Below are 17,104 nucleotides of genomic sequence, written 5' to 3' on the forward strand. Positions count from 1 at the left end.
AACTAAATCGGCAGGTTCACTTGAAGATGTCAGTAGGAACTTCTCAGCACCGTTCCCTCTCTGTTAAAGGTCAATTCAAGCTACTATTCCAGATCTACGTTGATCAATGTTCGTTGATTTTTCATCAGTTTACCTGTAAATGCAGGAGAAAGCAAGTTGTACTGGGGTTTCTTTTCAAGCTGTTCTGAGTGCTTTGTTTGATCGTGAATTTGCAGTCATTTCCTATTTTTATAGCTTGCCAGTTATGTAAGCATATGCTACTATATTTGAAGAAAAAAATAGACTTGTATAACCTCAATAATATGGTTTGAGGGTTTCTACCAGGATCCGATAAATCCTGATTACAAAAGCGTGCTTTCCTTTTTTGTAATCAGGGTTTTTTTGTTTGTCTTCACCCTGTATCAAAAGTGAAAGCGATGATATAGAGAAGGGATGTTAGACATGAACTGGAGAGTATATTTATTAGCCGTTTCTACTTTTGCGGTTGGATTAGTTGAGCTTGTGGTCGGGGGCATTTTGCCAAGCCTTGCAGAGGATTTGAATGTATCTCTTGCGACAGCTGGGCAGCTTATCACCGTATTTGCCATTGTGTATGCCATTTCAGCACCTGTGCTGCTGACTGCCACAGCTAAAATTGAACGAAAGCGTCTTTATTTAATCGCGTTATTGGTGTTTACAATAGGGAATGTATTCACATATTTTAGTTCGACCTTTGCTCTTGTCATGATCTCTAGGGTATTGATCGCAATGAGTACAGCGCTAGTGGTGGTGTTGTCATTGACGATCACTGCTAAGTTGGTGGAGCCAGCGCATCGTGCGAAGGCATTAGGTCTGATTTTTATTGGGATTAGTTCTTCACTTGTTCTCGGTGTACCGATCGGTATTTTTATTACAGAGAGCTTTGGCTGGAGAGTGATGTTTTTAGGAATCAGTATTTTATCAGCGATATCGATGGTGCTAATTTATTTCCTATTAGAGAAAATGCCTGTTGAAAAAGTGACACCTCTTAGAGAGCAAATTCGTGCTTTAGGGCATCCGAAAATTTTTAGTGCACACTTGATCAGTTTGTTTATGCTTGCAGGTCATTATATGCTTTATTCTTATTTCACTCCGTTTTTAATGGAAGTTCTGCATATGACCCCGTTCTGGATTAGTATTTGTTATTTGGTCTTCGGGCTTGCATCTATTGGCGGGAATGGGTTAGGCGGTTGGCTTAGTGACAAGCTGGGTTCAGGGAAAGCCATTTTGCTGGTGACAATTGCGTTTGCGGTTGTGTTGTTTATCATTCCTTATACAGCGGGTGTGTTTGTCCTCTTTATGATCATGGTTGTCCTATGGGGAGCTCTTAGCTGGGCATTAACGCCTGCCTTGCAGAGCTATTTGATTCAAACAGATCCTGTGACGTCTGATATTCAGCAAAGCTTAAATACATCGGCCTTGCAAATTGGTATCTCAATTGGATCAGCGGTTGGCGGTGTCCTATTTACGATGACCGGTTCATCTGTTGATCTGGCGAAGTTCGGTGCAGTGTTTGTACTGATTGCCTTTAGCTGTGCGGTGATTTCGTTGAAGAGACCACCACTTTATATGGATCGTCAGCATCGTGCTGAATAGCTGCCTAATGATAGGCAGCTTCAGCGTGTAGACAAACCCTCGCATTCGTTGTCAGTCCTGCGTGCTGGTGCTCACGAATGTCAAATTCGCTCCGCGCCAGTACTCGTCCTTCCTAGACTTCAAAGGTTTTCTATCACGCTGAAAAGAAGACAAAGGGCTAAAATAAAAATCATTTTAGCCCTTTGTCAACAATCTGTAGCTGCCTATGATAGGCAGCTTTTTTTTATGTTCTATTTTACTCTATTCAAAAACAACCATTTCTCCGATTGGTTGGAAGCCGGCACGTTGGTAAATATTTTTGCCGTCCGCCGATGCTTGTAACAGGACGCGCTTCTGTTTGTTGTCTGTCTGGGTCAGAAGGTAATGAAACATGTCACTGCCAAGTCCCTTTCCGCGGTGATCTGCCTTTGTGATGACATCATAAATACCGTAGCTATCGGTTGCTTCGAGTAATAAGCCTGTTGTGACCGGTTTGTGGTCTGCATATCCGACGAACATGCGAGCGCGTGATTGTATAGCTTCAAGCGAAAAACGCTGGAAATAGTCCTCTAAGGCGATAGCCTCCGGTGACTCTTTGAATAGCTCGATAAAGATATTTTTGTAATCAAGCAGTGTCTGGTCATCAAGTACTTCTTTGATTGTAAGTGGTGAAGATGTAGCTGGGTCAATGCCTTCTGTCTGTTCAAGCATCATGATGGTATTGCGTTCAACCTCTTCAAGCTGATATTCCTTTAGTAAATCAGTCCAATCAGGATGAAGCAAGCGGTGATCCACCCATGTGCTAAATAATAGTTTCTGTGACTGCAAGTATTCGATGGTTGCTTTCACTTTTTGCGGATCTTTAATTTGCGCTGATGTCGGTAATAGCAAATTGAATGTGTCTGTCGATATGTGAGTATTGGATAGTACGAAATCGTCCGTTGCGAGGAAGGTTCCGTCCACAGCTGAAGAAAACAGGTGGATCTTTTCTTCTAATTGGCGAATGGCGATGTGTTGTTCGGTTTTCATTAGCTCACCTTTTTCATCAAAAATTGGATGTCATCCCCTATGAATTATAGCAAATAAAAGAAAGAGGAGCTGTGACATCATAGATCATCTAGTAGAAAAGTACATATACCATTTTCAGGTCTGATGGCCTATTATTTTTATCACACTGACATTTCTTTTGACTCCTATCTTAATTATTAGTACCATTTTATTAACCAGTTAAGAGTGGAGGTTCAGATGGAGACTAAAGAGCAGATTGTATTAAAAGCGATTCAAGATCTGATTATTCATAGAGAAAAGAGAAGGAATGATCCAACAGATCCACTGATTACCACGACTGATACACTCAAGCAAGATTGGACACTCACACAGCTTCACATTTTATCGATGATTCAAGCCAATCCAAACGAATCAAATAATACATTTCTTTCTCAACAACTGAAACTATCAAAGCCCGCTATTACAAAGGCTGTGAAAAAACTAATTGATAAAGGCATGGTGGGCTATTGCCACCGGCAAGGGGATAAAAAATCTGTCTACTATTCATTGACAGAGAAAGGCACGCAATTGGCGGCACTGCATGATGAATTACATGAGAAAGCTGTCGCGTCCTACTTAGAATTTCTCCAGCAGTTTCATGAAGATGAATTACAAGTCATTGAGCGCTTTTTGAAGGCATGGAAAGAAAAAATATAGATTAAAAAAACCGAAACCATCGTAGAAAATGAGATGATTTCGGTTTTTTATATGGTAAAATTAACATATATTGACGTTATTCGTGATCATGTTAAAAGGGAGGGAGCTTCTTTGGGGAAAGAAATGATGGAAAATTTTAAAAAGTACGTATTCATCATGCCGTTCGTGGGATTGTTTGTCAGCTTGCTATTATTTGTTTATTTTTTTGGTATCACAGGAGTTGAAGGGTCGATTTGGGCTGCTGCTTTGTATTGTGCTCTGCCCTTTTTGGTGAACACGATATATTTTTTGCCATTATGTATTTATTTTAAAGTCAGCAAAAATAGTGAGGAACATTCATGATAGTGGTCAGCGCTTGTCTTGCTGGGTTGAAGGTCCGGTATAATGGTAGCCATCGATTAGATCAGCGAATCGAAGAGCTTGTGCAGGAAGGAAAGGCTGTGACAGTTTGTCCTGAACTGCTTGGCGGCTTTTCTACGCCAAGACCTCCGGCAGAAATCATTGGCGGAGATGGACATAATGTATTACGAGGGCAAGCTTCTGTTGTCGATGTTCATGGAACTGACGTCACAGAGATGTATGTAAAAGGTGCAAAAGCGACACTGGAACAGGTTCAGTCTCTGAAAGCAACAGCGGTTGTGCTAAAAGAGTACAGTCCTTCTTGCGGGAGCCAGCTGATTTACTTGGGAGAGTTTAACGGCAAGACAAAAGCTGGAGATGGTGTGACGTCCGCCTTGCTAAAACAACACGGGATTCAAGTGTTCTCTGAGGAGGATGATTGGACTTCGGTGTTTCAATAGGCGTGGCGTGATTAGAAGGAGGAGTTAGGTTGAAAAAGTGGATCATTGGTGTAGTTGTCGTTATTTTAATCGGAATGGGTATTTATTTTATGATCCATGCTAAAACATACTCTTTTGATGATGTGGTCTCGATTGATCGAAACAAAGTGACATCCATACAAATTGAGCATGATAATGAACGTGCTGTTTTGAAGAAAAAAGAAGACATTCAAAAGCTGTTGAAGGAACTTTCAGATGTGAAATTAAAGAAAATGAACGAAGCCAAAAAAGCTTCAAAAGAATCTTATTGGATCAGAGTGTACGAGAATGAACAGGAAACTTATGGTCTGACTTTTTATGACCAAAGCTTTTTAGAGACATATGATTTTTCTAAAAAGAAAGATCAAACAAGCGAATACCAAATCGTTGACGCCAATCAAGTCGATATAGGACAATATATCAAATAACACAAGCGAAAATTCATGCATGATCAATAGAAAATTCGGGTATAGTGCTTGGTAAGCAAAAATGAAGCGGAGGTTTGTTTGATGAGTGGATTAACAGATACAGTCACATTAGCAAACGGAGTAAAAATGCCGAAGCTAGGCTTCGGTGTATGGCAAGTAAAAGATGGGGATGAGGCTGTAAATGCAGTCACAGACGCTCTTGAAGCGGGCTACCGCAGCATCGATACAGCAGCAGCCTATCAAAATGAAGAAGGGGTAGGCAAAGCCATTCAGCAATCAGGCATCTCTCGCGATGATCTGTTTATTACGACAAAGGTGTGGAATCGTGATCAAGGCTATGAATCAACACTTGAAGCCTTTGAAACAAGTATGAACAAGCTAGGGCTAGATGTATTAGACCTTTATTTAATTCATTGGCCAGTTGAAGGCAAATATAAAGAAACTTGGAAAGCACTAGAGAAGCTGTATAAGGATGGACGCGTTCGAGCCATCGGTGTGTGTAACTTCCATCAGCACCATCTAGATGATCTATTAGAAGAAGCAGAAGTTGTGCCAATGGTCAATCAAATCGAGCTGCATCCAAAGCTGACGCAGGAGCCTTTACGAGACTACTGCAAGGAGAAAGGGATTCATGTAGAAGCGTGGTCACCATTAGGCAGCGGGAAGCTGCTGAACCATCCTGTTCTTCAGGATATTGCGAAAAAACATGACAAATCCGTGGCTCAAGTCATTCTTCGCTGGGACTTGCAGCATGGCATTATCACCATTCCAAAATCTGTGACGAAGAGCCGAATCATCGAAAACACACAAGTCTTCGATTTCGAGCTGTCCGCACATGAGATGGGTGTCATCGATCAACTCAATGAAGATGAGCGCACAGGTCCAGATCCAGATAACTTTGATTTTTAATCGAAAGAAAAGCACAGGTGGCAAGCCTGTGCTTTTTATTGAACGATTTTACGAGGCTGATACGGTTTCAATGACTTGAATGGCGTCGACCATTTGCTCTTTGGAATAGTCTCCAATCAAGCAAAAAGTTTCATCTATACGTGCAGCATGGCTTGCCACTGTTTTTGCGGCTTCTTCTAGCTGAGCTGTGATGCCAAGCTCACGCATATTTCTAGGTAATCCGAGTGTTTCATAAAGCTCAAGTAATTCTTCTACTTCGCCCATTCGATTTTCTGTGGCAAGCTGAACAAGAATGCCGTATGCCACTTTTTGACCATGTAACATATGGTGCGTTTCCTCAATAAACGTCAATCCGTTATGGATGGCGTGGGCTCCTGCCATTCTTCCGTAGCGTCCTCCGTAGCCGCCGACCGTGCCAGCTAATGTAATAATGGTATCCGTTACATCTGCAAATGCTTGCGAAAGCTGACCCGTTTGCAAGCTGTGGACAGCTTCTTCGCTATGGGAAACAAGAATATCTCTCACGTATACCGCCTGTTTTAGTGCTGCATGCACCATGAGCGGCAAGGAATCCTTTGCATTTCGAATAATGGCTTCCGCTTCATACCATTTGGCCAGCGTATCTCCAATCCCACTTTGAAGGTAGGAAAGAGGAGAAGAGAGCAAAAATGTATGATCAATGAGCGTGAGGTAGCTGGACCGTTTATGGTAATCGACTCTCATGAAATTCCCCTTGTCATCATAAATGACGCTAAGCGGTGTAGATGCAGCACATGTCCCCGGGATGGTTGGAACCATGATCACTTCAATTTGAAGAGCCTCTGCTACTGACTTGGCGGTGTCTAAAATCGTGCCGCCTCCAATCCCAATCACCACATCTGCCTCTTTCAGTTCTTCTGCAATTCGAGTGATTGCATTGGGTGTACTGTATCCTTTGTGCTGGACAACAGGCCAATGAGACGGAAGCTTTGTGTACTGTGAAAAAGCATGAAATGAATCATATCCCGTCACGACAGCGGGTGACCGGAAGGATGGAGAAACAAGTGAATCGAGTTCATGATAAATGCCTTTTTGAGAAATAAATTGGTTTGGACCGCTTCTGACGATATCTTCTGGCTGTATCATTGCGTTCTGCTCCTTTACAACATCATATTTGATAAATCATCTCATTTTACAGAAAGTTCTGTCAAATATGAGAAGAAAGACCCTTCCGTTTTATGGAATTAAGCCGCTGTCATTGCCTTTAGGTATGTATTTCCTGTATGATAAAGAACGGTATGTTTTGATTAAATTTAAGAGGTGTTTATATATATGGAAAAACAATATCGTGTCTTACTTTACTATCAATATGTCCCCATCGAGGACCCAGAGACGTTTACAGCAGAGCATCTAGCATTCTGTAAGGAGCTTGGTTTGTTAGGCCGTATCCTTATCTCAGCAGAAGGCATAAACGGAACTGTTTCTGGTACCATTGAGCAAACGGACAAGTACATGCAAGCATTAAAGGAAGATCCGCGCTTTGCGTCTATGCCGATCAAAATTGACGAAGCAGACGGTCATGCGTTTAAAAAAATGCACGTCCGCCATCGAAATGAACTAGTGAATCTGAGCCTTGAAGATGATGTGAACCCGTTAGAATTAACAGGTAAGCATCTTAGCCCGGTTGAATTTTACGAGCAAATGCAATCACCTGATACCGTTGTGATAGATGCACGTAATGATTACGAGTTTGATGTCGGCCACTTTAGAGGGGCAGTTCGTCCTGATATTGAGACATTCCGCGAATTACCGGAGTGGATTCGTGACAATAAAGAGATTCTTGAAGGGAAAAAAATCCTGACGTATTGCACAGGCGGCGTACGCTGTGAGAAATTCTCAGGCTGGTTAAAGCGTGAAGGCTTTGAAGATGTCTCTCAGCTTGACGGCGGAATAGTCACGTATGGAAAAGATCCAGAAGTTCAAGGGAAGCTTTGGGATGGTCAATGCTATGTGTTTGATACTCGTTTAACAGTGCCCGTGAATCAAACAGAGCATGTGGTTGTCGGAAAAGATTTCTTCACTGGTGAGCCTTGCGAGCGTTATGTGAACTGTGCAAATCCTGCATGTAACCGCAAAATGATTGCAACAGAAGAAAGCGAGCATAAATATATGCGCAGCTGCAGCCATGAATGTCGTACGAGTGAACGTAACCTTTATGTGAAACAGCACAATCTGTCTGAAGAAGAAGTGCAAGAAAGACTAGCTGTGATTGAACAAGAACAAGCGATCTCACAAGGATAGAGGGAACCCCCCTTTATCCTTTTTTTTATTCATGATAGGGCTCAGAAGGAAGAGGGATTCATTTCCTCTTTCTTTTTTGTTTAGTTTTTTTCAAAATAAGGGTAAAGGTAGTTATTCAGTCTAATAGATTGAATCATTGAAAAAGCGCTTTCTTAAGAAATAAGCATGTTCGACTATTTCAGAAAATGGAGAATTGAGAGATAATAAAACAGGCGAAAAAATGAACAAGGGTAAAGATTCAGTTGAAGAAATATTTGTCAATTGAATGAAAAGTGAGCTGCAATGAAAGAAAGGTGCTTACTTAGGCACATGCTTTGTAATTTAATCGAAAGGTGTTATGAACATGAATCATTTACATCGTAGAATGGGAACTTTCGCTTTAATGATGGTAGGTCTTGGCTCAATCATTGGTTCAGGTTGGCTATTCGGTGCTTGGCGTGCCGCTCAAATTGCCGGCCCTGCTGCTATTTTATCCTGGTTGATTGGGATGGTCGTGATTTTATTTATCGCTTTGTCTTATAGTGAACTCGGATCGATGTTTCCAGAGGCAGGCGGAATGGTGAAATATACGCAATATTCACACGGCTCTTTTATCGGGTTTATTGCCGCTTGGGCAAACTGGATCGCCATTGTCTCCGTCATTCCGGTTGAGGCGGTGGCTTCTGTCCAGTATATGAGCTCATGGCCTTGGGAATGGGCAAAGTGGACAACCCATTTGGTCACAAAAGGGGTGTTGACGACAGAAGGGCTCATGGTCGCCAGTGTGCTTCTTGTGATTTACTTTCTGCTCAATTATTGGACCGTTGGGTTATTTTCAAAAGCGAATACATTCATTACCGTGTTTAAAATTGTCATTCCAGGATTAACAATTGGTGCGCTCTTATTCGTAGGTTTTCATAGTGAGAATTTTACTTCTGGAACAAGTATTGCTCCTAACGGCTGGGCGAGTGTGCTGACAGCTGTTGCGACATCAGGAATTGTGTTTGCCTTCAATGGCTTCCAAAGCCCGATTAATATGGCGGGTGAGGCGAAAAATCCAGGCAGATCCATTCCGATTGCTATTGTTGGATCTATTTTGATTGCGACTGTGATTTATGTGCTTTTACAAATCGCCTTTATCGGTGCTGTCGATCCGTCCATGATTGTGAATGGATGGGGTCATTTGAATTTTAATTCGCCATTTGCCGACCTTGCCATTGCGCTTGGGATTAACTGGCTGGTTCTGATTTTATATGCAGATGCGTTTGTATCACCTTCTGGTACAGGGATTACGTATACGGCGACGACATCCCGTATGATTTATGGAATGGAAAAAAACAAATACATGCCAAGTGTACTTGGTCGTCTGCACCCTATTTATGGCGTGCCTCGTCCAGCGATGTTTTTTAACTTAGCCGTATCGTTTATCTTTCTGTTTTTATTTAGAGGCTGGGGTGTACTTGCGGAAATCATTTCTGTTGCGACACTTATTTCTTATCTGACAGGCCCAGTAACTGTCATGACACTGAGAAAGACAGGGACAGATTTATATCGTCCGCTGCGAATAAAAGGACTCAGCATCATTGCTCCTCTCGGCTTTGTCTTTGCGTCATTGACGCTGTATTGGGCGAGATGGCCGTTAACAGGTCAGGTGCTATTCATTATTCTCATCGGTCTTCCGATCTATTTTTACTATCAAGCAAAAGCGAAATGGAAAGGCTTCAGCCGCAACTTCAAGGCGGGTGCTTGGATGGTCGTGTACTTGCTTGTGATGATGACGATTTCCTGCCTGGGCAGTGACAAATTCGGCGGCTATAACGTCATTCATTATGGCTGGGATATGGCTCTTATTACAGTGGTTTCCTTGCTATTTTATATGTGGGCACTCAAAAGTGGATTTGAAACAGAATTTCTAGAGGATGCGAAAAAAATCAATGATGAGCTGCGTACTTCTTCGCAAGAAGCCGCATCATCCAAAGAATAAAGGAACGGCTGCCTGAATATTATGGGCAGCCGTTTTATTTTGATAAATGATGCATCACGTGCTGCCTCAGCCAAGTGGTGACACCGCGCAAAACGGCTGCTGTGACAAATGAGATGAGCACATACTTCCAAAGCAGATTCATACCTTGTCCACTAAGCAAAAACACGATTCCTAGAAAGACGAGTGTGAATAGAAGCATGAATAAAAATGATGCAGACCAGAAAAAAGCCTTCACTGAAGGTCACCTCCTTGGAGTATTGTATGCAGGCAATTGAAGGATCAGACCAGCTATGACGGGGTAGAATTATGGTGAAATCTATTGCAAAAGTCAGATAAAAACACCAAGTGATTTGACAGTTGTGTTAAGATGAGAGCATATTTTGAGTGAAGATTGTGGTTCATAGACGGAGGTGTTTGGGGTTGCAGATACAAAAAGTTCTAAACAATAATGTCATTAGTGTGATAGATGAACAAGGAAAAGAAATCGTCGTCATGGGAAGAGGTATCGCCTTCCAGCGGCGGCCCGGGGATCCGGTAGACGAATCGTTAATCGATAAAGTTTTCCGCCTGGAGGATCATTCCGTTCATGAGCGGATGAAAATGCTGCTTCTGGAGGTTCCGTATGATGTGGTCAAGGTAACCGAAGAAATGATTCAATATGCACATACAAAGCTGAACCGAAGATTAAACGAAAGTCTGCATGTATCGCTCGCAGACCATATTCATTACGCCATCGAACGACTGAAGAAAAATCATCTCATTGAGAATTCGCTCATTTGGGAGATTAAACGCTTATACAAAGATGAATTTCTTGTGGCAAAGGATTGTCTTGAAATGATTGAAGAGCGTCTTCATATTGAACTGCCTGAGGATGAAGCAGGCTTTATTGCCATGCATATCATTAATGCAGAGCTCAATGAGGACATGAATACAACGGTCAATATTACAAAAGAAGTAAACGCCATCCTCACCATTGTGAAATATCATCTCAATATGGAATTTGATGAAGACTCACTCAACTTTTATCGTTTTCTCACACATTTACGCTTTTTCGTCCAGCGTCTGATAAACGAAACAATGCTTGTCAGCGAAGATCAGGATTTGTATCAGCTGATCAAGGTAAAATATCCGAAGGCATACGAATGTGCAAAGAAAATCGCAGAATACGTCTATCAAACCTATCACCGAGATCTCACATCAGAGGAGATGCTGTATCTATCCATTCATTTGAATCGATTGATCAAACGAGAAAAATAAAGGTAGTTTTCAAAAGAAAGCGTTGACATGAGAAAAGCTGAGTGGTACTATTTGCTCATAAACATAAAAGAATACGGTTTCACAATGATCGTCTTAGAGGATTGTGACTGTTCGGCAGGCAAAACCTAAACGTTCACTGAAAAAGCGCAATAGCAAGTTGCGACTATTTTTGGTGCCCGTTTAGGTTTTTATTTTGCCCAAAAACGTATTTTTTTGAAAAAAAGGGGGTTTTTGTATGAGTTATCGTCAATTAGCAGAAGACATTATCAAACACATTGGCACAGAGAAAAACGTTCATTCACTGGTCCATTGCGCTACAAGACTTCGCTTCACATTAAATGACCGATCAAAAGCAGACAAAGCAGCCATTGAAAAATTAAATGGCGTTGTGACCGTTATGGAAAGCGGCGGCCAATTTCAAGTAGTCATTGGAAATACTGTACCAGAGGTTTATCGAGAGATTGGGGAGTTTACAAATCTATTAGAGGATTCCACTTCTTCATCTGAAAAATCAGGTGGAGAGAGCACGAGCCTTTTCGGAAAATTTGTCGACATTGTCTCTGGTATTTTTACACCACTTCTCGGTGTCATGGCAGGTGCTGGTATTTTAAAAGGTCTATTAGGTATCTGTATCAATGCAAAATGGTTATCACCTGAAGATACGTCGTATCAAATTTTATTTGCTGCGTCGGACAGCTTGTTCTACTTCCTGCCATTACTGCTCGCATTCACTTCGGCGAGGAAGTTTAAAGCAAATCCATTTGTCGCTGTGACGATTGCTGGTGCACTCATTTACCCAACCATTCAAGAATTGTCAAAAGGCGGCGGAGATGTGACCTTCTTCGGTATTCCAGTCGTCTTAATGTCTTATACATCAACGGTTATTCCAATCATTTTGGCAGTGTTTGTCATGGGATATATCGAACGTTTCTTTAACAAAGTCATTCATGAAAGTGTCAAAAACTTTATTACTCCACTGATTTTACTTGTCACGGTTGTTCCGCTGACACTCATTGTATTCGGACCATTTGGTGTGTATGCAGGGAACGGCATTGCCGCTGTCTTGCTGAAAGTATTCTCCTTTAGTCCTACACTTGCAGGTGCTTTAATTGCGATGGCATGGCAGGTTCTTGTGATCTTCGGTATCCACTGGGGTCTAGTGCCAGTGATTTTAAATAATATTGCCGTCCACGGAAAAGATCATATCAAGCCGGCGACTGCGCCAGCTGTATTTTCACAAGCCGGTGCTTCCATCGGTGTTATGCTGAAAACAAAGAATAAAAAGCTGAAATCATTGGCTGGATCGACAGCGGTTTCTGCCGTGTTTGGGATCACAGAGCCAGCTGTATACGGGGTCACGCTTCGTTTGAAAAAACCATTTATTGCAGCCGTTATCTCTGCTGGAGTCGGCGGTGCGATCATTGGTTATTCACAAAGTATTGCGATTGCGTCAGGGCTTCCAAGTTTACTGACACTTCCGATTTTCTACGGACAAGGGTTTACAGGGTTCATCATCGGAATCTCGGTCTCATTTGTTCTATCCATCGTCTTGACTTATTTGATTGGATTTAAGGATCCAGTAGATGAAGATGAAACCCCAGCACCGGTTGCCGCACCAACAATGGAAAACGAACATGGGGTCAAAGCAGCTCATGTGAAAAGTCCTTTAAAGGGTGAGGTAATCAAGCTGGAGAAAGTACAGGATAAGGCATTCTCATCTGGTGCACTAGGAAAGGGCGCAGCCATCATTCCATCAGAAGGCAAGCTGTTTGCACCAGTATCAGGAGTCGTGACAACGGTGTTCCCAACAGGTCATGCGTACGGTCTTACTTCTGAAAGCGGAGCAGAAGTGCTCATTCACATTGGACTGGATACCGTACAATTAGGCGGTCAGCATTTTACCCCGAAGGTCGTACAGGGGCAAACCATCACTGAGGGCGAATTGCTTGCGGAGTTTGATATTGAAGCCATCCAAGCTTCCGGCCTGTCCGTCACAACACCAGTGATTATTACCAATTCAGGTGAGTTTAGCGATATCATAGAAACAGAAGAGAAACAAATCACACCAGGACAATCATTTTTACATCTCGTTTAATCAAGAGGAGGAAGAAACTATGAGATATTCAACACTAGCACCATTTCCAAAGGACTTTTTCTGGGGCGGATCTACATCCGCCTATCAAGTAGAAGGTGCGTGGAACGAGGATGGCAAAGGACCATCTGTCATTGATATGAGAGCAAGTTACCCTGAAGGAACAACAGATTTTAAAGTCGCAAGCGATCACTATCACCGCTATAAAGAGGATGTGAAGATGTTTGCAGAAATGGGTTTGAAGGCTTATCGCTTCTCTATTGCATGGACACGGATCATTCCAAATGGAGATGGGGAGATCAATCAAAAGGGGATTGAATTCTATCATTCTCTCATCGATGAATTGCGCCGCTATGATATTGAACCAATCGTGACGATGTATCATTTTGATCTGCCTCATGCACTGCAAGTAAAAGGCGGTTGGTCAAATCGTGCGACAGTAGATGCGTTTGAACGGTATGCAAAGGTTCTATTTCAGGAGTATGGCGAGAAGGTAAACTATTGGCTGACCATTAATGAACAAAACATGATGATCTTACATGGATCAGCGCTTGGTACACTTGATCCAAATTTAGAAAATCCGAAAAAAGAACTGTATCAGCAGAACCATCATATGCTCGTCGCTCAGGCGAAAGCCATGACGCTTTGTCATCAAATGTTGCCTGAAGCGAAAATTGGACCAGCGCCAAACATTGCGCTCATTTATCCGGCATCTCCAAAGCCTGAGGATGTGCTTGCTGCGGCGAATTACAATGCGATCCGCAACTGGCTGTATCTTGATATGGCAGTCTTCGGCCGTTATAACAACCTTGCTTGGGCGTACATGAAAGAAAAAGACATTCTTCCTGTGATTGAAGAGGGAGATATGGATATTTTGAAAAGTGCGAAGCCGGACTTCATTGCCTTTAACTACTACACATCTCAAACGGTTGAAGCGAGTAAAGGAGATGGCAAGGATGAATTTGCGCGCGGCGGAGACCAGCATTTGAAATCTGGTGAAGATGGCGTATACAAAGGCGGCAACAACCCGTTCCTAAGTAAAAATGCGTTTGGCTGGGAGATTGACCCTGTCGGCTTCCGATCAACGATGCGTGAGATTTACGACCGTTATCAGTTGCCTCTTATTATCACGGAAAACGGATTGGGTGCTTTCGACAAGTTAGAAGAAGATGGATCGATTCAAGATGATTATCGAATTGATTATTTAGAAAAACATATCGAACAAATCAAATGGGCGATCACAGACGGCGTCGAGGTCTTCGGATACTGCCCGTGGTCTGCAATCGATTTAATCAGCACACACCAAGGATGCTCCAAGCGCTACGGATTCATTTACGTGAATCGCGATGAATTTGACCTAAAAGACCTGAAGAGAATTCGTAAAAAGAGCTCTTACTGGTATGAAACATTAATTCAGCAAAATGGAGAGAAGATCGGGGAGTAACAAATAAAAAAGCCAATCACCTTATGCGGGTGGTTGGCTTTTTTTCGTTCACTCTATTGGCAAGATTATATTGTTCGAATTGTTTTAAAAAGATAGCCTGATTTTAACAGCCTAATAAACTACTTTCTTTTATAATCCAAAGAAATTTTGCTGTTTCGAATGCTACATCAGGTGGAAGGCCTGCCTGTATAAAAATTGCGCTACTTTGTAAAAACCTGATTTAGCTTTCTTTGCATATTTCTTGTCTATTACTTTCAATAAAGGGTTTTTCTAAATATGTGCCTGACTTGTGAAGAGCCTGAACAGCAAGTTTTTTTGCTATTGTAGTGACGATATTTTTAGTTTGGGCTTCTTTAGATTGTGGTGGGAATATCGTGCACCATTGTTTAGGAACATATCCATTTCGGCTTGTGTCATTTGTCCATCCATCACATGAATTTCAATGGTCATCATGTTCACCTCCACAGTGAACGAATTCTACTACAGAAATTTTCATCAAAACGAAGTCTTAAAAAATAAAAAAATGATTGCGGACACCGCAACCAAAAAGTAATTCTCTTAAATCTAACTTAAATCCATTGATACACTCATTTTGATTTGATAACCTTGATTTTGGAATTTAATACAAAAGGAGGAATATAAACAAAATGTTCAAAAAAACACTTTTAACCCTAATTACCCTAGCTCTTGTCATATCGATATGGACTCCATTTTCATCAGAAGCATCAGCAAAAACACACTCTATCAATTCACAAGAATTAGAAGCGTTAGTAACACCAACAGTTCTACAAAATGAACAAGCTAACAAAGAATTAGACGAACTTGAAATGAAAATGGGGGAATACATAGAAAACCTTCCATTTACAGAAAAAGAATTCGAAAACATGTCAGAGACAGAACAAAATAAAGTGATCGATCAATATTTCAACAATGAAGAATTTTTAGCTATAGAAAACCGAATGAAACAACTTGACTCCAAAAGTAATCAGAGTGAAATCACAACACAAGCACTACCAGTATTCTTCATACCTATCGCAATGACCGTAGGAAGAGTTGCTTTAATGGCTATCAGATCAAAAGGCGCAAGAACTGCACTTAAATATCTAAAAAATCGAATAAAAGGATTCGGTAAAAATTACAAAATTAAATGGGATGTAAGAAATGATAAAGGACAACTTAGAAGTTTAGTTGTCGTCCTACACAAAGGAAAGAAAAAAACAACAAGAGTATTTGCTGTAGACAATGGAAAAATCCCTTTAATACCAAAAACCTCAACTTGGTATTGGCATTTCCATGTAGCTCCAAAAGATAAAATACACCATGCTCTCAGAGCATCAGTACCAAAGAAATACAAAGCAAGTCCAGGAGAAACAATATTACACTAAAAAACCCCTAATTTTCAGGGGTTTTTTTCTCTTCAAGACTTGTAACTATATCAACTGGATGTATCAAGTTTTCATCATCATTATCCTCATCAATGTAAGGCATAATAAGTGAATCCAACTCTTCTTTATCATCAACTAAAGCAACGTAAGTTGTATAATCCTCTAAATCTGATGGAAACAATTCAGCTTGACCAACATTACTTTTCAATGCTTGGTCAATAGCACTCTTTAATTCTATTAAACCCTCACGATTACCAATAATATAAGAATCCATATGCCAACTTTTTTGAGCATATATATGACAAATCTTATCTCTATCTTTCATCATCTCATTACACCCTTCCTGAAAAATTTAATTGATTATGTGCCAACACGCCAACCAGCTATAACATCAAACGTCTCATTGGCTACTTTATCCTCATCTTCTTCAATCCTGCTCAGAGATTCTTCCTAGGCATCAATACGCTATTTCCAAAACTGTCACCAACATTTTTTTGCCCTTTTTTCCTTCTGCTCCGTTGTCGCAATTAATTTTTTAGTTTCTTGTTTCTCTTATGGCTTCTAATAGCTTTTTATCTCTTTTAATAAGACTGCTTTGTATGTATTCTTGCTGTTTTTTAACTTTCTGGAGGTTACAAATCCCATCTTACTCTCTACTATCATTATACCCCGAATGTTATCTCATTTATAGACTGTTTTCTACCCAGATCAGGCCGTATACTGTTATACGCAAGTCAAAAACGATAAGGGGTGTGGCTGTATGAACGAGAAGCAACAAGTTTTAGACCCTGGTCCATTTTTTCATGGGACGAAAGCAGAATTGAAGATTGGAGATCTGCTTGAACCGCAGTACTTATCGAATTATCAGGATCAAAAATCAAATCATATCTATTTCACCGGAACATTAAACGCAGCCAAATGGGGTGCTGAGTTAGCAAGATCTGATGCGAAAGAGAGAATTTATGTTGTAGAACCGTTAGGCGAGTTTGAAAATGATCCGAATTTGACTGACAAAAAATTTCCGGGTAACCCAACACGTTCTTATCGGTCGAAATCCCCTTTGAAAATCGTCGCAGAATTAGGTTCATGGGAAAGACATTCCGATGAAGAAATCGATCATATGCTGAGCTCTTTAAAGAAATTAAGTGAAGAAGGGAAAAATGTCATATACGATTGATGATTCTCAATCACACGAAGGCCGCCTCATCAACAGCTGGGCGGCCTTTTGTTT

Annotated in this window: 17 protein-coding genes and 1 riboswitch; of the genes, 13 read left to right on the forward strand and 4 right to left on the reverse strand. The window is 41.2% G+C overall.

Features of this window, described 5'->3' with window-relative positions; translation table 11 throughout:
* Positions 1-264 precede the first annotated feature (264 nt).
* Positions 265-364: riboswitch (purine riboswitch) on the forward strand.
* Positions 365-441: 77 nt separating this feature from the next.
* Positions 442-1,614: an MFS transporter gene (locus tag NSS78_RS01370; RefSeq protein WP_003217034.1), complete on the forward strand. Its 1,173-nt coding sequence runs from the start codon at positions 442-444 to the stop codon at positions 1,612-1,614.
* A 240-nt stretch (positions 1,615-1,854) separates the two neighbouring features.
* Here the strand turns inward: NSS78_RS01370 and NSS78_RS01375 are convergent, their stop codons facing one another.
* Complete coding sequence (locus NSS78_RS01375; RefSeq protein ID WP_050943380.1) at positions 1,855-2,622, reverse strand: GNAT family N-acetyltransferase; 768 nt, start codon at positions 2,620-2,622, stop codon at positions 1,855-1,857.
* Between the two features lie 216 nt (positions 2,623-2,838).
* Here NSS78_RS01375 and NSS78_RS01380 point away from each other — a divergent pair, with 216 nt between their 5' ends.
* The 5 genes from NSS78_RS01380 (at position 2,839) to NSS78_RS01400 (ending at position 5,452) form a co-directional block, all read left to right on the forward strand.
* A complete protein-coding gene (locus tag NSS78_RS01380; RefSeq protein ID WP_050943378.1) occupies positions 2,839-3,297 on the forward strand; it encodes a MarR family transcriptional regulator in 459 nt (152 codons plus the stop codon).
* Positions 3,298-3,408: 111 nt separating this feature from the next.
* Positions 3,409-3,639, forward strand: a complete 231-nt coding sequence (locus NSS78_RS01385; protein ID WP_050943376.1) for a hypothetical protein — start codon at positions 3,409-3,411, stop codon at positions 3,637-3,639.
* Positions 3,636-4,097: a DUF523 domain-containing protein gene (locus NSS78_RS01390; protein ID WP_327840330.1), complete on the forward strand. Its 462-nt coding sequence runs from the start codon at positions 3,636-3,638 to the stop codon at positions 4,095-4,097. The genes NSS78_RS01385 and NSS78_RS01390 overlap by 4 nt, the downstream gene beginning before the upstream one ends.
* Before the next feature lie 29 nt (positions 4,098-4,126).
* Entirely contained in the window at positions 4,127-4,543 is a 417-nt protein-coding gene (locus NSS78_RS01395) for a DUF5301 domain-containing protein (protein ID WP_050943373.1), read from the forward strand.
* A gap of 81 nt (positions 4,544-4,624) precedes the next feature.
* Positions 4,625-5,452 (forward strand): aldo/keto reductase, encoded by an 828-nt coding sequence (locus NSS78_RS01400; RefSeq protein WP_012008778.1) that lies wholly within the window; start codon positions 4,625-4,627, stop codon positions 5,450-5,452.
* A gap of 48 nt (positions 5,453-5,500) precedes the next feature.
* Here the strand turns inward: NSS78_RS01400 and NSS78_RS01405 are convergent, their stop codons facing one another.
* On the reverse strand, positions 5,501-6,574 hold the full coding sequence (locus NSS78_RS01405; RefSeq protein WP_212046294.1) for an iron-containing alcohol dehydrogenase family protein: 1,074 nt from the start codon (positions 6,572-6,574) through the stop codon (positions 5,501-5,503).
* A gap of 189 nt (positions 6,575-6,763) precedes the next feature.
* On the opposite strand from NSS78_RS01405, the gene NSS78_RS01410 reads away from it, so the two are divergent.
* Both NSS78_RS01410 and NSS78_RS01415 read left to right on the forward strand, forming a co-directional pair.
* Entirely contained in the window at positions 6,764-7,732 is a 969-nt protein-coding gene (locus tag NSS78_RS01410) for a rhodanese-related sulfurtransferase (RefSeq protein WP_003217237.1), read from the forward strand.
* A gap of 343 nt (positions 7,733-8,075) precedes the next feature.
* Positions 8,076-9,695 carry an APC family permease gene (locus tag NSS78_RS01415; protein ID WP_327840332.1) on the forward strand — a complete coding sequence of 540 codons (1,620 nt, stop codon included), beginning with the start codon at positions 8,076-8,078 and terminating at the stop codon, positions 9,693-9,695.
* Between the two features lie 34 nt (positions 9,696-9,729).
* On the opposite strand, the gene NSS78_RS01420 is transcribed toward NSS78_RS01415, so the two are convergent.
* The gene (locus NSS78_RS01420) at positions 9,730-9,930 is read right to left on the reverse strand and encodes a hypothetical protein (RefSeq protein WP_088003784.1); all 201 of its coding nucleotides are present in this window, start codon (positions 9,928-9,930) and stop codon (positions 9,730-9,732) included.
* Positions 9,931-10,115: 185 nt separating this feature from the next.
* On the opposite strand from NSS78_RS01420, the gene NSS78_RS01425 reads away from it, so the two are divergent.
* The 4 genes from NSS78_RS01425 (at position 10,116) to NSS78_RS01440 (ending at position 15,873) form a co-directional block, all read left to right on the forward strand.
* Positions 10,116-10,952 carry a PRD domain-containing protein gene (locus NSS78_RS01425; RefSeq protein WP_251191195.1) on the forward strand — a complete coding sequence of 279 codons (837 nt, stop codon included), beginning with the start codon at positions 10,116-10,118 and terminating at the stop codon, positions 10,950-10,952.
* A gap of 235 nt (positions 10,953-11,187) precedes the next feature.
* A complete protein-coding gene (locus NSS78_RS01430) occupies positions 11,188-13,047 on the forward strand; it encodes a beta-glucoside-specific PTS transporter subunit IIABC (protein ID WP_212046261.1) in 1,860 nt (619 codons plus the stop codon).
* A 19-nt stretch (positions 13,048-13,066) separates the two neighbouring features.
* On the forward strand, positions 13,067-14,488 hold the full coding sequence (locus tag NSS78_RS01435) for a glycoside hydrolase family 1 protein (protein WP_137055180.1): 1,422 nt from the start codon (positions 13,067-13,069) through the stop codon (positions 14,486-14,488).
* Positions 14,489-15,135: 647 nt separating this feature from the next.
* A complete protein-coding gene (locus NSS78_RS01440) occupies positions 15,136-15,873 on the forward strand; it encodes a hypothetical protein (RefSeq protein ID WP_212046259.1) in 738 nt (245 codons plus the stop codon).
* 7 nt (positions 15,874-15,880) lie between these two features.
* Here NSS78_RS01440 and NSS78_RS01445 read toward each other — a convergent pair whose 3' ends face one another.
* Positions 15,881-16,201, reverse strand: a complete 321-nt coding sequence (locus tag NSS78_RS01445; RefSeq protein WP_223251399.1) for a hypothetical protein — start codon at positions 16,199-16,201, stop codon at positions 15,881-15,883.
* 432 nt (positions 16,202-16,633) lie between these two features.
* Here NSS78_RS01445 and arr point away from each other — a divergent pair, with 432 nt between their 5' ends.
* Positions 16,634-17,050 (forward strand): NAD(+)--rifampin ADP-ribosyltransferase, encoded by a 417-nt coding sequence (gene arr / locus NSS78_RS01450; RefSeq protein ID WP_212046258.1) that lies wholly within the window; start codon positions 16,634-16,636, stop codon positions 17,048-17,050.
* Positions 17,051-17,104 lie beyond the last annotated feature (54 nt).

Source organism: Bacillus sp. FSL W8-0920 (genome assembly GCF_038593215.1).
GTDB lineage: Bacteria > Bacillota > Bacilli > Bacillales > Bacillaceae > Bacillus > Bacillus pumilus.

Excerpts from the sequence above, each read along its gene's own strand:
- NSS78_RS01370 (WP_003217034.1), top strand. The coding sequence starts at position 442 with ATGAACTGGAGAGTATATTTATTAGCCGTTTCTACTTTTGCGGTTGGA.
- NSS78_RS01375 (WP_050943380.1), bottom strand. The coding sequence starts at position 2,622 with ATGAAAACCGAACAACACATCGCCATTCGCCAATTAGAAGAAAAGATC.
- NSS78_RS01380 (WP_050943378.1), top strand. The coding sequence starts at position 2,839 with ATGGAGACTAAAGAGCAGATTGTATTAAAAGCGATTCAAGATCTGATT.
- NSS78_RS01390 (WP_327840330.1), top strand. The coding sequence starts at position 3,636 with ATGATAGTGGTCAGCGCTTGTCTTGCTGGGTTGAAGGTCCGGTATAAT.
- NSS78_RS01400 (WP_012008778.1), top strand. The coding sequence starts at position 4,625 with ATGAGTGGATTAACAGATACAGTCACATTAGCAAACGGAGTAAAAATG.
- NSS78_RS01410 (WP_003217237.1), top strand. The coding sequence starts at position 6,764 with ATGGAAAAACAATATCGTGTCTTACTTTACTATCAATATGTCCCCATC.
- NSS78_RS01415 (WP_327840332.1), top strand. The coding sequence starts at position 8,076 with ATGAATCATTTACATCGTAGAATGGGAACTTTCGCTTTAATGATGGTA.
- NSS78_RS01430 (WP_212046261.1), top strand. The coding sequence starts at position 11,188 with ATGAGTTATCGTCAATTAGCAGAAGACATTATCAAACACATTGGCACA.
- NSS78_RS01435 (WP_137055180.1), top strand. The coding sequence starts at position 13,067 with ATGAGATATTCAACACTAGCACCATTTCCAAAGGACTTTTTCTGGGGC.
- NSS78_RS01440 (WP_212046259.1), top strand. The coding sequence starts at position 15,136 with ATGTTCAAAAAAACACTTTTAACCCTAATTACCCTAGCTCTTGTCATA.
- NSS78_RS01445 (WP_223251399.1), bottom strand. The coding sequence starts at position 16,201 with ATGATGAAAGATAGAGATAAGATTTGTCATATATATGCTCAAAAAAGT.
- arr (WP_212046258.1), top strand. The coding sequence starts at position 16,634 with ATGAACGAGAAGCAACAAGTTTTAGACCCTGGTCCATTTTTTCATGGG.